At 61.7% G+C, this 16,469-nt stretch carries 17 protein-coding genes and 1 pseudogene; 7 read left to right on the top strand and 11 right to left on the bottom strand.

Annotated elements, in window-relative coordinates:
* The first annotated feature begins 88 nt into the window (after positions 1-88).
* The gene (locus OKW41_RS17650; RefSeq protein ID WP_429573314.1) at positions 89-2,305 is read left to right on the top strand and encodes a beta-glucosidase; all 2,217 of its coding nucleotides are present in this window, start codon (positions 89-91) and stop codon (positions 2,303-2,305) included.
* A gap of 60 nt (positions 2,306-2,365) precedes the next feature.
* Here the strand turns inward: OKW41_RS17650 and OKW41_RS17645 are convergent, their stop codons facing one another.
* Positions 2,366-2,629: a hypothetical protein gene (locus OKW41_RS17645; protein WP_429573313.1), complete on the bottom strand. Its 264-nt coding sequence runs from the start codon at positions 2,627-2,629 to the stop codon at positions 2,366-2,368.
* Positions 2,601-3,833 carry an amidohydrolase family protein gene (locus OKW41_RS17640; protein WP_429573312.1) on the bottom strand — a complete coding sequence of 411 codons (1,233 nt, stop codon included), beginning with the start codon at positions 3,831-3,833 and terminating at the stop codon, positions 2,601-2,603. Before OKW41_RS17640 ends, OKW41_RS17645 begins: the two co-directional genes overlap by 29 nt.
* Positions 3,834-4,343: 510 nt before the next feature.
* On the opposite strand from OKW41_RS17640, the gene OKW41_RS17635 reads away from it, so the two are divergent.
* A complete protein-coding gene (locus tag OKW41_RS17635; RefSeq protein WP_429573311.1) occupies positions 4,344-5,210 on the top strand; it encodes a MipA/OmpV family protein in 867 nt (288 codons plus the stop codon).
* A gap of 84 nt (positions 5,211-5,294) precedes the next feature.
* On the opposite strand, the gene OKW41_RS17630 is transcribed toward OKW41_RS17635, so the two are convergent.
* From OKW41_RS17630 to OKW41_RS17620, 3 genes are all read right to left on the bottom strand, one after another.
* Positions 5,295-5,834, bottom strand: coding sequence for a thioredoxin family protein (locus OKW41_RS17630; RefSeq protein WP_018423742.1), 540 nt, complete (start codon positions 5,832-5,834; stop codon positions 5,295-5,297).
* Between the two features lies 1 nt (position 5,835).
* Positions 5,836-6,552 (bottom strand): cytochrome c biogenesis CcdA family protein, encoded by a 717-nt coding sequence (locus OKW41_RS17625; RefSeq protein WP_018423741.1) that lies wholly within the window; start codon positions 6,550-6,552, stop codon positions 5,836-5,838.
* A gap of 180 nt (positions 6,553-6,732) precedes the next feature.
* Entirely contained in the window at positions 6,733-7,704 is a 972-nt protein-coding gene (locus OKW41_RS17620; RefSeq protein WP_429573310.1) for a LysR family transcriptional regulator, read from the bottom strand.
* 302 nt (positions 7,705-8,006) lie between these two features.
* Between OKW41_RS17620 and OKW41_RS17615 the strand changes: the two genes are divergently transcribed.
* From OKW41_RS17615 to OKW41_RS17600, 4 genes are all read left to right on the top strand, one after another.
* Positions 8,007-9,050, top strand: coding sequence for an alpha/beta fold hydrolase (locus OKW41_RS17615; RefSeq protein ID WP_429573309.1), 1,044 nt, complete (start codon positions 8,007-8,009; stop codon positions 9,048-9,050).
* A gap of 376 nt (positions 9,051-9,426) precedes the next feature.
* A complete protein-coding gene (locus OKW41_RS17610; RefSeq protein WP_429573308.1) occupies positions 9,427-9,774 on the top strand; it encodes a DUF4148 domain-containing protein in 348 nt (115 codons plus the stop codon).
* Positions 9,775-9,814: 40 nt separating this feature from the next.
* Positions 9,815-10,162 carry a DUF4148 domain-containing protein gene (locus tag OKW41_RS17605; RefSeq protein WP_429444317.1) on the top strand — a complete coding sequence of 116 codons (348 nt, stop codon included), beginning with the start codon at positions 9,815-9,817 and terminating at the stop codon, positions 10,160-10,162.
* A gap of 403 nt (positions 10,163-10,565) precedes the next feature.
* Positions 10,566-11,279: a LysE family translocator gene (locus OKW41_RS17600; protein WP_429573434.1), complete on the top strand. Its 714-nt coding sequence runs from the start codon at positions 10,566-10,568 to the stop codon at positions 11,277-11,279.
* 219 nt (positions 11,280-11,498) lie between these two features.
* On the opposite strand, the pseudogene OKW41_RS17595 reads toward OKW41_RS17600, so the two are convergent.
* The 6 genes and pseudogenes from OKW41_RS17595 to OKW41_RS17570 all read right to left on the bottom strand — a co-directional run.
* Positions 11,499-11,723: pseudogene (locus OKW41_RS17595) on the bottom strand (SDR family NAD(P)-dependent oxidoreductase); the annotation flags it as partial.
* Between the two features lie 105 nt (positions 11,724-11,828).
* Positions 11,829-11,984, bottom strand: coding sequence for a DUF3309 family protein (locus tag OKW41_RS17590; RefSeq protein ID WP_429444316.1), 156 nt, complete (start codon positions 11,982-11,984; stop codon positions 11,829-11,831).
* 224 nt (positions 11,985-12,208) lie between these two features.
* Positions 12,209-12,415, bottom strand: coding sequence for a hypothetical protein (locus OKW41_RS17585; RefSeq protein ID WP_429573307.1), 207 nt, complete (start codon positions 12,413-12,415; stop codon positions 12,209-12,211).
* 346 nt (positions 12,416-12,761) lie between these two features.
* The gene (locus OKW41_RS17580) at positions 12,762-12,980 is read right to left on the bottom strand and encodes a hypothetical protein (protein WP_429573306.1); all 219 of its coding nucleotides are present in this window, start codon (positions 12,978-12,980) and stop codon (positions 12,762-12,764) included.
* Positions 12,981-13,175: 195 nt separating this feature from the next.
* Positions 13,176-13,478 (bottom strand): hypothetical protein, encoded by a 303-nt coding sequence (locus OKW41_RS17575; RefSeq protein ID WP_090807592.1) that lies wholly within the window; start codon positions 13,476-13,478, stop codon positions 13,176-13,178.
* Between the two features lie 91 nt (positions 13,479-13,569).
* Positions 13,570-13,836 carry a hypothetical protein gene (locus tag OKW41_RS17570; RefSeq protein WP_429444313.1) on the bottom strand — a complete coding sequence of 89 codons (267 nt, stop codon included), beginning with the start codon at positions 13,834-13,836 and terminating at the stop codon, positions 13,570-13,572.
* Between the two features lie 433 nt (positions 13,837-14,269).
* Here OKW41_RS17570 and OKW41_RS17565 point away from each other — a divergent pair, with 433 nt between their 5' ends.
* The gene (locus tag OKW41_RS17565) at positions 14,270-16,459 is read left to right on the top strand and encodes a protein kinase domain-containing protein (protein ID WP_429573305.1); all 2,190 of its coding nucleotides are present in this window, start codon (positions 14,270-14,272) and stop codon (positions 16,457-16,459) included.
* Positions 16,460-16,469: the final 10 nt, after the last annotated feature.

Genomic DNA, 16,469 nt, shown 5'->3' with positions numbered 1-16,469 from the left:
TCATCGCTGCATGCCTGTTTTCGCGTCCGTTTCCCACCCCCCGACGCGCTCCGTTGCCCCAGAAAAGCACAATTTCGGAGAGACACCTATGCAGAAGAAACTATGGCCGGCCGTCGCGAATGCGGCGGCCGTGAGCGCCGCTGCGCACGCGGAAATACCCACTCCCGGTCTCGACTTCGCGCCCATGTCGACGGTGCTGAACGCGTTCGCGTCGGCTGCGGCGCATCGGCGCGCGGAAACGCTCGTCAACCAGATGACGATCGACGAAAAGCTGCAGTTCATTCACTCGCAGTACGCGATGTCCGCCGTGCCGGGCGGCGGCGCGGGCTACATTCAGGGCGTGCCGCGTCTCGGCATTCCCGACCTGAACATGGTCGACTCGGCCACGGGTTCGGGCAGCACCAACCAGCCATCGACGACCTTCCCGGCGACGCTCGCGGTAGCGGCGAGCTGGGACCGCGCGCTGTCGTGGAACTTCGGCAAGCAGATCGCGATCCAGTTGCGTCAGCAGGGCTTCGGCATGGGGCTCGGCGGTGGCACCAACCTCGCGCGTGAGCCACGCGGTGGCCGGCTCTTCGAGTATCTCGGCGAAGATCCGGTGCTTGCCGGCGAGATGCTCGCCGAGCGCACCGACGGCACGCAAAGCCAGAAGGTCATCGCGACGATCAAGCACTACATGGGCAACGAGCAGGAACATAACCGCGGCGGCGGCAATAGCCAGATCGACGAGCGCACGATGCGCGAGCTCTATCTGCTGCCGTTCGAAATCGCCGCGCGCCGCGCGCAGCCCGGCAGCGTGATGTGCAGCTACAACGAGGTCAACGGCATCCAGGCCTGCGAGAACCCGCACATTCTCAACGACGTGCTGAAGAACGACTGGTACTTCGAAGGTCAGGTGCAGTCGGACTGGGGCGCGACGCATAGCACGGCACCGGCGATCAATGCGGGTCTCGACGAGGAGGAAGACGTCGGTTCGACCGTCTATCTGACGCCCACGCTGGTCAAACAGGCGATCGCGAACGGCTCGGTGTCGACCGCGCGCCTCGACGACATGGTCGAGCGCAAGCTGTATGTGATGATCCGCACGGGCGTGATGGACGATCCGCCGAAGGGTGGCGCGACCATCGACTTCTCGGCCGCGAGAGCCTTCACGCAGTCGGTCGAAGAGCAATCGATGGTACTGCTGAAGAACGCCAGCAATCAGCTGCCGCTCGCCGCTGGTTCGCTGTCGCGTATCGCGGTGATCGGCGGCCATGCCGATGCGGCGGTGCTGACGGGCGGCGGTTCAGGCAACACGCGCGATCCGGTGACGGGCGCGTTCGCCGGTTGCGGCGGCTTGACGTTCGGCACGGAGACGGGCTGCAGCTGGTGGACCAACCCGTGGCTGAAATTGAATACGCCGATCGTGTCGGCAATCAAGGCGCTCGCGCCGCAGGCCACCGTGACCTTCGCCGGCAACAGCGATCAGCAGTCGCCGTTTGCCGCCTACACGCAGCAGCAGATCACCCAGGCGGCCACGCTGGCGGCCAACTCCGACGTAGCGATCGTCGTGGTCGCGCAGCCGGCCGGCGAGGACATCGGCGATCTGCCGAGCCTGGGCCTCGCGAATCCGACCAACCAGGATGCACTCGTCGAAGCGGTTGCGGCGGCCAATCCGCACACGATCGTCGTCGTCGAAAGCGGCAACCCGGTGCTGATGCCGTGGAAGGATAGCGTGTCGGCGATCATCGAAGCGTGGTATCCGGGCGAAGGCGGCGGCAACGCGATTGCGAACGTGCTGTTCGGCAAGGTCAATCCTTCCGGCAAGCTGCCCGTCACGTTCCCGGTGCGCGACCAGGATACGCCGACGTGGGGTACGAATGGCGCGTTTGCGGCGAACCCGGTGTACGCCGAGAAGCTCGATATGGGCTATCGCTGGTACGACTCGCAGAACATCACGCCGATGTTCGAGTTTGGCTATGGCCTGTCGTACACGCACTTCGCATACTCGGGTCTGTCGGTTCAGCATCTGCCGGGCGGCCTGATCGACGTGTCGTTCAACGTGCGTAACGATGGTCGCGTCGCCGGTGCGGAAGTGCCGCAGGTGTACCTCGGCGTGCCGTATCAGGGTGAACCGCCGCGGCGTCTCGTCGGCTGGGACAAGGTGGGTCTGAACCCGGGCGAATCGCGTCGTGTGCACGTTGTCGTGACGCAGCGCATGCAGAGCGTGTGGGATACGACGAGCAACCGTTGGCTCTATGTGCCGGGCAGCTCGGTGTACGTCGGCGCATCGTCGCGCGACATCCGTCTGCAGGGGCACGGCTAAATAGTGTGACGGTGTAGCGAATGCGGGCGCGCCAGGTTGCGCGCCCGCCTGTATTGCTGATTACGCTTTCAGCGTGTTCTTGTAGAACTTTCCATCCTTCATCACGATGCGCAGGTTCTGCTCCGGGTTCGCGATCAGGTCGAGATTCTCGAGCGGATTGCCGTCGACGAGCAGCAGATCGGCGTACGCACCTTCCTCGAGTACACCGAGCTTGCGCGGGTACGGATTGCGGTGCCCGGACAGCGCGAGTAGTTGGCCATTGGTGCCCGTTGCGATGCCCAATGCTTCGGCTGCGCTATACCACCCCTTCATATGCGTGAGCATCGTGCCTTGCCGTGCGGCCACGGCGCTGCGAAAAGATCAGATCCGTGCCGAACGCGACCTTGATGCCATGCTTGCGCGCGAGTTTGAAAACCCTGTCGGTGCCCGCGATCACTTGAAGAAATTTTTCGCGGATCGGTGGGGCGAGCGGACCCGCGTCGTCTTCGTTGACGAACGGCTGCGTGCTCAACCACGTGCCGTTCTTCGCCATCAACGCCGCGGTCCTGTCGTCCATCAGATGACCGTGCTCGATGCACTGCACGCCTGCCGCAACGGAGCGCTGAACCGCTTCGGGGGTGTACGCATGCGAGAGGATATAGGTGCCCCAGTCGGCCGCTGTTTCGACGGCCGCGCGCAACTGCTTTTCGGTAAACGTGAGCATGTCGAGCGGGCTGCGCGGCGTCGATACCCCACCGGCTCCGACCAGCTTGATCTGCGTCGCGCCCTGAATGAACTGCTCGCGCACCCGCAAGCGGATTTCGTCTTCGGTGTCGGCGATCGCGAAGCCACCGTCCCGTTCCAGTTGGGTGACCTGGCTGCCGGTGCGCGGCAGATCGCTCAGCGCACGAAAATCGCCGTGACCGCCGGTGGTCGTGATCATCGCGCCGGACGGATAGATTCGTGGCCCTGAAATCATGCCGCTATCGATCGCCTGCTTCAGGGCGAATGACGGGCCGCCCGCGTCGCGTATCGTTGTGAAGCCGCGCAGTAGTGTACGTTCGGCTTCAGCGCTTGCCGCAAGATGAACGAATGCAATGTCGGATTGAAGGATCACCTGAATCGGCACTGCCGCGAGCAGCGCGTGCCAGTGCATGTCGATCATGCCGGGCATCATCACCTTGCCACCGCAATCGACGAGCGTTTTGCCGTCGATCGAAGCCGGTTGACCCCGACCCAACTGGCTGATGCTGTCACCCTCGACAACCATATAGAGACCTTCACGCAACGTCGACGATTTGCCATCGAACAAGCGGAAGTTCGTGAACAGCACCGGCTTGGCCGGCGGTGCTGGCGGTTGGGTGGTTTGAGCATTGCCAAGACCGGGCAGAACCAGGCTCAGCATCGAAGCGGCGAGACCGGTGACGAAGCCGCGCCGCGACAGATCGGCACTGATACGGCGGTTGGCATACTGCGCTTGAGACTTGTCACAAAGACATGAAAACGATGGACTGACTGTTTTATTGCCGATGTACTTTCCTGAAGGCATAGCTCACCCGTAACGTAGATCACCGTGCATCGAAAGCCGCCATCTAACTACATTTCACACTTGGCGACGCGAAAGTCAAGCCCGCACAGATTATCGCCTGCGAACGAGGATGGCAAATTCCGCGCCGCTTGATACAAGCATTGAAATTGCATCTATTACTCGATTACGCGGTCGCAGCATGTAATTAGAAAAATATGCTTGCGACGGGCGAAAAGAACGGGCTATGCTCACGCCACGTATTCTGTAAGTGAATCCCCCGAAATAAGGCGCGATTCCCTACCCTGCTTGGGGGGAGAGACGTGCCAAACCAACGTCCCAATAAAGCGGATGCATCGGCTATTACAAACGTATCTTCTATCATCGCCATTATCGAGCGAGGCGACCGGTCATTCTTTTAACGCCGCTGCAATTAGAAACTCAACTATTTCACAATTTCGTCGCCACTCCATGAATGCCGGGATCGGAAAAATCGCATTCAGTCTTTTTTAATTTTTTCACGGAGAAACAGAAATGATCGATGTGTCAAAGCCGCGTATGCTCAAGGTGCTAGCGGGGGCTGGTTTGTCGCTGTTTGCCGTCACCGCGATGGCCGACGATACGCTCGGTTTGTCGGAAAGCCTGTTCTCCATCGGCGCGCCGGAAGTGACGCAGGCGCCTGGCGCGAGCGCGAGCCCGTGGCGCTTTGCGGTTGGCGCAGGGGTCGTGAGCATGCCGAAATTTCCGGGCGCGAGTGGCACGAAATGGGAGGTGGTGCCGTCGGTGAGCGTGAATTACGACCGCTTCTTTATCGGCGCGAATCCAGACGCGGGGTCGGTGCTATCGCTGGGCGCATATCTGTACCGTGATAGTAACTGGCGCGTCGGCGCGGCGGTGACCTACGATTTCATCGAACCGCGCAGCGAGTCCGACGACTCGCGGCTGCACGGACTCGGCGACGTCAAACGCACCGCGCACGCGGAGCTGTTCGGTGTTTATACGTGGGATTTCGTCACGGCACGCGCGAGCGTTTTGACCGATATTGCCGGCAACGATCGTGGCACCGTCGCGACTTTCGATCTGTTGGGACGCTATCAACCCATTCCGCAACTGACGCTCAGCGCAGGCCCGGGCCTGACGTGGGGAAGCGACAAGTACAACGAAACCTATTTTGGCGTGAATTCCGGGCCGAGCGCGCGCTCGGGATTGCCGACCTACTCGGCCAGCTCCGGTGTGAACCAGTTGCGCTTCTCAGTCAACGGGGCTTACCGGATCGCGACGCGTTGGAACGTCGGCGCGAGCGTGTCGTTCGCGTGGCTGCGCGGCGACGCGACCGACAGTCCCATCACCGAAAAGACGAGTCAGATTACGTACGGCCTTTTCGCCAATTACCTCTTTTAGTCGTCCGCCAAAAACGAAGACCCGCTGCACCCGATCGCGTGGGTGTAGCGGGCTCTCCCGTTCTACGAGTCAGCAAACGCTTCGTCAATTCTTCTGCGCGAGCAGCGCCTGAATCCTGGCTTCGGTCTGCGCATAGTCGCCTTCTCCAAAGTGTGTGTAGACGATATGACCTTGCTTGTCGATCAGATAGAACGCGGGCCAGTACTGATTGTTATAGGCATTCCAGGTGGCGTACTGGTTGTCCTGCGCAACCGGATAGCTGATACCGAGCCGTTTCAGCGCGGTCTTCACGTTGCCGGTGTCGCGTTCGAACGGATATTCCGGCGTATGCACGCCGATCACCGTGAGCCCCTGATCCTTGTACTTCTGGTTCCAGCTTTTTACGTAAGGCAGCGTGTTGGCGCAATTGATGCAGCTATAGGTCCAGAAGTCGACGAGTACCACTTTGCCGCGCAATTGCTGCAATTTGAGCGGCTCGCTATTGAGCCATTGCGTGATGCCTGTGAGCTCGGGTGCGGGCGAACCGCTTTCCTGCGGCGCGGCGATGGCGACCGTACTCGTCGCGATCAACGCGCAGGCGGCAAACGCGGTGGACAGTGCGAAGGTTTTCAAGCGGGTAGTCATGTCAAAGTCCTTTGAGTGAGGGGAAAAGACCGGCGAGCCGCGCGTACAGCAGCACGTCGTACTGCAAATAGATGGCGAGGGCGGTCAGCATCACCAGTACGCCGAATACCTGTTGCAGGCGCTCCGCGTGACGTGAGACCACACGTACATGACGCGTCACGTAATGGCCGCCGTAGATGATCGCGAGCATCGGAATCGCCGCGCCGATCGCATACAGCGTGAGCAGCAGAGCCGACCAACCGAGATCCTGAGCCTTCACGACGAGCACCAGAATCGACGCGAGCACGGGGCCGGCGCAGGGCGTCCATACCGCGCCTAGCGACATGCCGAGCACGAAGCCGCCCGCGTTGCCGCTGCCGGGTTGCGTCCCTGGCGCAATGGCCGCGCCGATGCGGTCGAGCGGCCCTTGCAGTTGCGCGACGAGCCAGTCGTAAGGTCGCGGCCAGATACGCAGAAGCCCGGACAGTGCGAGCAACGCAATGCCGGTATTGCGCAGTACCTGTTGCGCGACGTGCACGGTGCTCGACACCGCGCCCAATAGCAGCGCGAAAGACGCGAAAGTCAGAATGAAGCCGGCGACGATGAACAGTGGCCGCGTGCGGCTCGGTCGTTCGACGGAAGTGCCGAGCAGGATCGGCATCACCGGCAGCACGCAGGGAGAGGCAATCGTCAGCAGCCCGGCGAGCAGGGCGAGCGGAGTTTCGAGAGTACTGTGCATGATGGGCGTTCCGTTGGCTGGGATGGCCGTATTGGAACGCCCGCACGTATCTGGTTTATGTCGGGGATCAGGCGCGCTTGCAATGTAGTGTGTCTGCGTATGGCGCGGATACATTGCGACACAAATCGGTTGAGGAACCGATGCGCGCGGGGGGCGCGGCGGCGGTAGCCGAACGCTGGCTCAGCGCGCCCTGCGCTTACGCACAGCGGTTCCGGTCGCGGCTGCGACGCTATTTGCACTGGACGTGGAGAACATCGGCATACGCTCCTCGATCCAGCGCAGCAATTCGAGAGGTCCCGGTGCGAGCGGCCGGCCGGTCTTGACGAGCACACGCGCCTGCGCGCCGGAAAACAGCGGATGCGCGATCGGTATCGTCGTCAATTCGCCGCTCGCGATTTCGCGGTAGGCAGCGAATTCGCCGATCAGTGTCATGAAGTTGTCGACCGTGACGAAGCGCTTCAATGCGCTCAGTGAGTTGGTGGTCAGCGTCGCGGGAATCGACACGTTTTCGGCGAGTTCCGTCATCTTGACGACATGACCGATCCCAAAGGTCGGTGGCATCAACGCGAGCGGCCACGCGCGCAGGTCGTCGAGGGTCGCGGGTCGCTTGCGCTTCGCGAGCGGATGGTCGCTTCTTAGCAACAACACGACCGGCTGCGGCGAACTCGCGCGATGCTCGAGGCGCGCATGAGGCGGCGGATTGTACGCAAGCCCGATATGCGCACGACTTTCGGCGACTTCTTCCTGGATCGCGTCGACCGCGAGCATATCGAGGCCGATTTCGAGTTCTGGATATTGGACGCAGAATGGCGCGAGCACATTGTCGACCAGCGTATCGACGAAGCCTTCGCTGACCGCGAGCCGGATCTGCCCTCGCTGCAGGCCTTTCAACGCATGCAATTGATCTTCGAGCTTCTCCTGCTGCGAACGGTAGCCGCGCCAGAATTCGAGCAGATGCGTGGCCGCTTCGGTCGGCCTGACTCCGCGCGGCTGCCGCTCGAACAGCACCGCGCCGAGTTCGTCCTCGAGCAGCTTGATCTGCCGCGTGATCACGGAGGGCGACGTATTGATGCTTTCGGCGGCGCCGCGGATGGTGCCGTGCGTGAGCACCTCGTTGAAGTAGCGAAGGCGTTGCTGGTTGATCTCGCGCATGTGATTTGTCGATTGCAATTAATGTGTTGCCTACAAGGCAACGATATGTGAACTTAGTTGCTCTTGCTGATGAACGCTTGCGCTGTCACTATCTATCTCAAGCGGTGCGACAGCGGTAAGCCAGTGGTTCAGTCGTCAAGGCATCTTCGTTTTCAGATTCGTTCTACCCGTCTCGTTCGATTCGTTTCAGATTGCCATTGAAGTCTGCTCTCCCTGCGCGGCGTTCGCATGCGGCTGTGCGATATCGCGCGAGCGGACCCGATCAATTCCGTATCAAAGCCTTTGCCTGAAGGAGAACAACCATGTCGGATCAGATCAATAGTCGCCGCCGCCGCTTTCTCGGAACGGCGGTTGCCGGTATCAGCCTGCTCGAATTGGGACTGAGCGGGCTCGCGCATGCGCAATCGGCCGATGCGGCCGGCAATGCGAAAGCGGGCGCGCGCGTGGCGTCGTTCGAGAACATTCGCTCGATCAATGCGGGCACGCTGAACGTCAGCTACGCGGAAGCGGGCCCGCAGAACGGACCGGTGGTCATTCTGCTGCATGGCTGGCCTTACGACATCTACAGCTTCGCCGAAGTGACCCCGTTGCTGACGGCGGCCGGCTACCGCGTGATCGTGCCTTACCTGCGTGGCTACGGCGGCACGCGTTTTCTGTCGGCGGATACGCCGCGCAACGGTCAACAGGCGGTGGTCGCGGTCGACATCATCAACCTGATGGACGCGCTGAAAATCGACAAGGCCGTGCTCGGCGGCTTCGACTGGGGCGCGCGCACGGTGAACATCATCGCCGCGCAGTGGCCGCAACGCGTGAAGGCGATGGTGTCGGTGAGCGGCTATCTGATCGGCAGCCAGGACGCGAACCGCGCGCCGTTGCCGCCGAAGGCCGAGCTCGCGTGGTGGTATCAGTTCTATTTCGCCACGGAGCGCGGCCGCGCGGGCTATGAAGCGAACCGTCATGACTTCAACAAGCTGATCTGGCATACCGCCTCGCCGAAATGGAATTTCGACGACGCCACGTTCGAGCGCTCCGCCGAATCGTTCAATAACCCGGACCATGTTGCCGTGGTGATTCACAACTATCGCTGGCGTCTGGGACTCGCGCAGGGCGAGCCGCAATACGACGAACTCGAAAAGCGCCTCGCCACCGGACCGACGATCGCGGTGCCGACCATCACACTCGAAGGCGATGCGAACGGCGCCGCGCATCCCGAGCCCGCAGCATACGCGAAGAAGTTTACCGGCAAGTATCAGCACCGCAATATCAGCGGCGGCATCGGCCATAACCTGCCGCAGGAAGCGCCTAAAGCCTTTGCGGATGCGATTCTCGACGTCACCCGCCTTTGATGGAGCCGGCGCGCCGGCTTCTTCTGAACGGAACCCCAGCAGTCGAACGTACGGCTGCTGGGGTTTTTTCATGAGCGGGCCATTTGCAACACTCCTGCAACCCGCACGACACATGCGATGCCGGCCCTGCACGGCATGTTCGGAAGTGGGTTTTTGTATCGCAATGTATCAACGGCATACGCAGACAAACACGCTTGCAGAAATGGGGGGTGACGAAAACATTGCAGATACGTTGGAGCGTTCTAATGTCTTCACGCAAGGTTGATTCACAACGTTGCGTGTGAATCAGGCGGGACGGCACAGTGTATATCTGCATCGATGGCTTCGCGTCCCGCTCAATCCTTATCCCTGATGGTTCGATACCCGGAGAAGACTCATGAAACTCGTTCAATCGCTGATCGTCGCCGCACTCGTCGCCGTTCCCGTCGTTTCGTTCGCGCAATCGCAGCTGCAACAGGGGCTCACGCGTGCCGAAGTCCGCGCGGAGGTGGTCCAGTTGCAGAAGGCCGGCTATAGCCCGTCCAGCGACAACACGCAATACCCGCGGAACATCGAAGCGGCAGAAGCGCGCGTCAGCGCCGGCAACGACGCTACTGCCTACGGCGGTGTCGCGAATGGCAGCTCGGCTTCCAGCTCGCATGTGCCGATGAAGCGTGCGGCCGCGAATGGCGCCAACGACGGCTCGAACGTCGTCGGCCTCGGCGCGATCTACGCGCACTCCTGATTCGTTGATCCCTGAATGTTTTGATACCCGGAGAAGACTCATGAAACTCGTTCAATCGCTGATCGTCGCCGCACTCGTTGCCGTTCCCGTCGTTTCGTTCGCGCAATCGCAACCGCAACAGGCACTCACACGTGCTGAAGTCCGCGCGGAACTGGTCCAGTTGGAAAAGGCCGGCTACAACCCGGCCAGCGACAACACGCAATACCCGCAGAACATCGAAGCGGCCGAGGCGCGCATCAGCGCGGGCCATGACGCGGCCGCCTACGGTGGCGTCGCGGACGGCAGTTCCGCTTCGGGCTCGCACGTGCCGATGAAGCATGCGGCGGCGGATCGCGTGTACGACGGCTCCCGCATCGTCGGCCTCGGTTCCATCTACGCGCATTCGTGATCGATGCAAATGAGCAGGCGGTCCGCGTGCATCGGCTCACGTCGACGCGCGGACTCCTTATTTAACTCAACCTGTCGGGACAAAAACGATGACCACGCCAATTATAGGTGAAGAGCGTTCCGATAGAGCCGCATAAGATGGCACGTTCAAGAAGCCTATCCAGTCGGGCTCCCGGTATATTTTCAGCGTGCATTCATGCCCGGGACAACCGCCCGGACCGCAGGCCTCGCTCCGGCGATCCTCCGTGGCCACAAGCCGCTTTTTCGGTGTCTCGCCGCCTTCACGGGAAGGCGGCACGCGGGCGAATTCCGGCGTTACCCACGCCAGAAGGCGCGCTCGCCGGGCATGGACGCATGTCGCCACATGTGTCTATCGCAACCCTCTTTTGCTCGCTGATTTGCCGATACCGATCCACTCGTACGTTTCGTTTCTTCTCGCTTCCGCCGTATTCGTTTATTCGCCCGGCCCGGTCAATGTTCTGACGATGAGCCGGGCGCTCAACGCCGGATGGCGCGCGGCATTGCCCAGCGTGTGGGGAGGCACCTGCGCGGTATTGCTGCAACTCGCCTTTACGGCGTTGTGTCTGAATTCGTTGTTGCTGATCGTTGAGCGCGCGCTAATCGTATTGCGCTGGGCCGGCGCGATTTATCTGGTTTATCTGGGCTTCAGACAAGGGAGATGCGGCACGTTTGCGGCTTCACCGGTTCTGTCCGATAGCGCCGGACAACGCGGTTTGTTTTGGCGCGGCTTCGCGACGTCGGGCTTGAATCCGAAAACGCTTTTGTTCTTTCCGTCTTTCTTTCCACAGTTCATCAGTACCTCGTCGAATGAAGCGCATTGGTCGGCCAATCATCAGTACCTTTTGCTGGGCAGTACTTTTGCGCTGATATTCGCGTTGGGCGTGGCGTCGGCGGCAATCTTCCCGCACCGTCTGCGTACGGCTCTACAGCGGCCGACGCGGCTGCGCATCGTGAACCGTCTGATGGGGAGCTTGCTGGTAGGGATGGGCACGCTGGAACAACGTCATCCTTATCGTCTGTACCTCGCGATATCAGTGGAAAATGAGGTACAGGATGATCAGAACGATCACTGGAACGCCGAGCAGCCAACCAAGTAGGTAAGGCATGATGTCATCTCCTTTCGTATTGAAGTTCGAATACGCAGGAGTTTCAGCAGGCAGCGTGCCTGGCTCGAAGATGTCGCTCTATTCGAGCAATCGATCGACGGCAACGCCGATGGTCCGCGTATCGGGCTTTAGCCATTGTTCGAAAAGCCCAGAGACATACGGCCGCCTTGCCGATATCTTCCACGGCGCCGACCCGTCCGTATGGAATCGACTCGTCGGGCCGCGTCGGCGCAATTCCTTTACCGCGGCCTGGCAGGTCAGAAACTGGCCCGTCAGATTCGTCGACAGTACGTGCTGCCAATCGTCGAGCGTCATGTCGGCGAACTTGCCGTCCTTCTGTAGCCCGGCATTCGCGACCACGATATCGATGCCATAGCCGATTCCCGAACCCGCGCCGGTAATCAGCGCGACCTGATTGGCCAGTAACTTTTCCATCGAGTGCTCCGGCAACGACGAAAAAGCGAAGCCGCCATCTACCGGCACGCGACATCGCGCGGATAGACGGCGGCCCGCCTCATGTTCCAGTCCACTACGCGTGGTCTATATCACACCGGCAACCAGCAGAACGATCACCACGATCAGTACGATGCCGAGTCCACCGGTCGGACCATAGCCCCACGATTGGCTGTGTGGCCACGCTGGAAATGCGCCGATCAGCAGCAGAATCAGCACGATTAGAAGAATGGTTCCTAGCATGTTGTGACCTCCGCCTGGTTGAGAGACCTGCTTTATCTAGTTGGCCACAAGGCCGCAGGGTAATCCCCAAGGAGCAAACCTTGTGCCCAAGGTCGATCCTTTAATCAGATCACTGGGGCGGCGCGCGGCGCGCGCGGAAATTCTTGCGCCAATTGAAACGCCACCCGTCGCGCTCAAAACCTGAGCAGGGTGCCGTTTTTCCAATTGCGGACACGTCGCGCGTCCTATAGATAGGTTCCGCTGATGCGGCCTTCGAAGATCGCGGTGTTGATGTCCCAATTGTCGACGCTACCCGTGCCGCCACCGTCCACCTTGACGACTACTGAGCGGCCGCCGCGCAGCATCTTCATCTGTTCGGCGGTCAGCGTTTTCTCGTCGGATGGCTCGCCCGCGCCGGGCGGCAGGTCTTTGATGATCACAGTGGCTTTCATGGCATTTCTCCTTGACGTGGAAAGGCGAGCACAGTGCGGTGCCCGCATAGATTTCTGCAAGGCCTATGCCAATGTGAGGGAACGTGCGCCGCAACATGGAGCGGAGGCCGCTATGCGAAGCCTGGCAAGGATCCGCGCGATAGCCGCGTTGAATCGCACTGAACACGATCGCGATTGCGCGTCGAAGTGTTTGCGCGCGTCCCTCGAGTCACGCGCGAATGGTTGGGGCGCAGCGCAGCGTCGCGCGTGGCGAACTCAGGCGTCCAACACTCAATCGCAAGCGCAAACAGAAACGGCACGCGCCATATGCGCGTGCCGTGATGGTGAAACGCCCCGGCGAGGAATGCTAGCGGCGCTGGCGTCTAAGCGGCGAGGCTGCTTCCGCGATACGCAGTTGCGCGGCCGGAAAGCCCGGCGGGTATTCGACGACGCGCATCGCGGCCGGCACCAGCGGCGCGGCGAGACTCGAGCGCGCGCCGACATGGGCGCCGCCGACGATCGCGGCCATCGCCTCGCGGTCCAGTTCGACGCTTTCGGTCAGATCCTTGATGCTCAGCTTGGCCATGATGGCTCCAGAAAAACGCTCCGGCGGCCAGACCCGTTCGGGTGCCGGCCGCCGTGCCCGGAATGTGTTCGGCGTGTCATTCGTTGTACTGAGGTCTCAACGCACTATCAGTATAGGAAATCCATTCGCGGCGCGCATGGCCGTGGTGTTGCCGCGGCAGTGAAGGAACCCCCGGTCCCCCGCTGCTGCCCCGGCTTACACGGCGGAGTAATTGGCGCCAGACAGGATAGGGTCGACTTTCAGCTTCAGCGGCAGCACGACGCCCGGGCCGATCGAACCGATGTCATTGAGCGCTGCGACGTTGACGATTTGCTGCTGAGCCAGATTCTGAGTGACGTTGACGTTGACGTTGACGTTGGCGATGCCGGCAAGGCTGCCGAGACCACCAAGGCCCGATGGCATGGGCACGTTGCTGCCGGTGCCGCCGGCGATCCCGGACATGGCCCGGCGGTCGAGTTCGCGCGTGCCGGACAGATCGCGAATCATGAGGGATGACATGGCGTTTCTCCTAAAACGTACGGAAAGCGGACACGAATGGCAAGCGGCGAAGCGGCCCGCGGCTGCGGGCGCCTCGCCGCACCACGCACTATTAGTGGTTGCTGTTGCTCGAATTGATATACGGCGAGAAGTCCGACGTGATGCCGGTGGCGAGTGCAACATCGTTGCCGTTGGCGTTCTGGAAGTTCAGTTCGTTACTGATCAGTTGCGTGGTGGTGCTGTTCTTGACGCTGGTCGGCGCATAGACCGGGGCGAAGCTATAGTACTTGCTCGCGCCGAAGCCGCCGCGTACGGCTTGCATGGCTTTGCTGTCGAGTTGTTCGGTGACGGACAGGTCTTTGATCATCAGCGTTTTCATGGTGAGTCTCCTGAAAGAAGTTTTCGCAGTGTTGCGAGTGGTTTCGAGCAATTCGTTTGCTCGGGCATCACTAACGCACAGGTTGTGCCAGTGTTAATCAAGGATCCTGAGGAAATCGGCGAAGCCCTATCGTATAAGGGTTTTGCGCGTGGAAGGACCATCGTGCCGGTCAGGTCGAAACACGCTGACGCGCTCGGAGCGGTGGCCGCCGTCCGACATCGCGGGGGACCGTGTTGGACGGCGCACGACATTGCGCGAGCCAGCACGCGGCGCGGCGCGCGGCTCATGCCTGGTTTGCCTGGTTTGCGAAAGCGCGGACCGGGAGCTAGTATCGAAACGGCACATGTAACTGGATACGACAGGTTTTCTATCGACCCGCGTGGCGTCGGTCGCATGCGACACGGTCCAGCGGCAACGGCGGTGCTTCGCACAAATGGCTAGCCTTGCGCGTGTGATTCTCGACTTCCAGAGCGGCGAGCTATCGCGTGACGAGTTCGTCGCGCAGCTCGACAGCGCGTTGGCGACCGAGCAACTCGGTCCGACGCGGCTGCTGGAGATGCTGTACGCCGCGCATCATCGGTCGCCGTTGCCCGACGAGCTCTATCTGGAAGTGCGGCGGCGCATCGAGCTGCTGCGCGTGTCGAACGTCGCGGCGGGTGGCGAGGAAACCGGCATCCAGACCACGGTCGATCCCCCGTCGCGGCGTTCGTCGAGCGCTGGCAGTGCGGGCGCCGCGAGTACTGCCGGAAGCGCCGCGCACGAGACCATCAAAGGCATCGGCGATACGCTGAACAACCGCTTCGTGCTCGAGGAGTGCCTCGGCGTGGGCGGCATGGGCACCGTGTACAAGGCGCTCGATCTGCGCAAGCTCGAAGCGTCGGATCGCAAGCCCTATCTCGCGATCAAGGTGCTGAACGTCCAGTTTCGCGGCAATCCGAATTCGCTCGTCGCGCTGCAGCGCGAGGCGCGCAAGGCGCAGGTACTCGCGCATCGCAACATCATCACCGTCTACGACTTCGACCGCGACGGACCGATCGTCTATCTGACGATGGAGTACCTGAGCGGCAAACCCTTGAGCCAGCTGCTGCGCACGCCGGGCTATCAGGGTATGCCGGTGCGGGCCGCGCTGCCGATCGTGCGCGGCATGTGCGCGGCGCTCGCGTACGCGCACGAGCGCGGCTTCGTCCATTGCGATTTCAAACCCGCGAACGTGTTTTTGACCACGAATGCCGAAGTGAAAGTGATCGACTTCGGCATCGCGCGCGTATTCCAGCGGCCTGAAGAGGAGAGCGACGCGACGGTGTTCGATCCCGGCAGTCTGGGCGCGTTGACGCCGGCCTATGCGAGCCCGGAGATGATCGAGCATCGCGAGCCGGACCCGCGCGACGATATCTACGCGCTTGGCTGCATCACGTACGAGCTGTTGACGGGACATCATCCGTTCGATCGCCTGTCGGCCACGCAGGCGCGCAATGCCGATTTCAAGCCGCAGCGTCCGGCGAATCTCGATGCGCGACAGTGGCGCGCGTTGCGTGCCGCGTTGTCGTTCGATCGCAATACGCGGGTACCGAGCGTCGTGCGCTTTATCGCCGAGTTCGACAATGAAGCGCGCGCGGAGAAGTCCGGGACGCTCGCGTGGGTCGGGCTCGCAGGCCTCGCCGTCGTGTGCGCGGTCATCGTGGGCGTGTTCGCTTTTCGCTCGGGGTCCAGCCGGCAGCAAGCCGCGCAAACCGAGGCGGCGGGATCGCAGGGCGATCAGGTCGATCGGGCGGGTGGGGCGTCCGCTGTCGCGCCTGCAACGAATGTCGCGCAGACAACGCCTTCTTGGGCTGGCGCGCATGAAGGAAGTACTACAACGGGTGGCGCGGCCGCAACCGCAACTCCGGCACCGCCGGTTTCGTCGCCGCAAGCGCCTCCTCCGGCGCCCGCGCCGAAGCCCGCGTTGACGCTCGCCGCGATCACGCCCACGCTTGCCCAGGTGCCTTGTTCGGCTTTATCGGGCGCGGTGCAGAACCACGCACTGACGGTACGCGGTTTCCTGTCGCAGCGATACGGTGCCGCGCATCTGAAGGAGACGTTGGCGGCGCTGCCTGGCGTCGATACGGTTTCGCTAGACGTGCGGCCGCTCGCCGACGATAAATGCGACTTCGTCAAAACGCTCGCGCCGTTTCTGGTGCGCAACTGGCAGGCGGGGCGCGTGGCGTCGCTGCAGATGCGTCCGCCAAGCGGTTTTCTGACCGAGAACGACTCGCTGGTGGTCGACCTGAAAGCGCCGCCGTTCGATTCCTTTGCGACCGTCGACTACTACCAGCTAGACGGCCACGTCGTGCACATGGTGCCCAGTCGTCTGTGGCCGGACAATCAGATGCAGTCGAACGGCGGTCCGTACACGATCGGCAGCAATGCGGGCGATTGGACCGTATCGAAGCCGTTCGGCTCGGAAATGGTGGTGCTGATGGTGACGCCGGTGCCGCTGTTCGACAAGCTGCGCCCGGAAAGCGAAGCGCGCGCCGATTATCTGCGCGCGCTCGAGACCCGGCTCAAGCAGATTGGCGGTCAATACGGGCAGGATCGCCTGTTGGCGGACTTCGCCCCGATTACGACCAAACCAGCGACGCGATGATCCGTCAGGG

The sequence above is a fragment of the Paraburkholderia sp. UCT70 genome (assembly GCF_050434085.1).
Lineage (GTDB): Bacteria > Pseudomonadota > Gammaproteobacteria > Burkholderiales > Burkholderiaceae > Paraburkholderia > Paraburkholderia tuberum.
The sequence above is the reverse complement of the archived record's forward strand: the minus strand, read 5'-3'. Positions and strand labels throughout refer to the sequence as shown.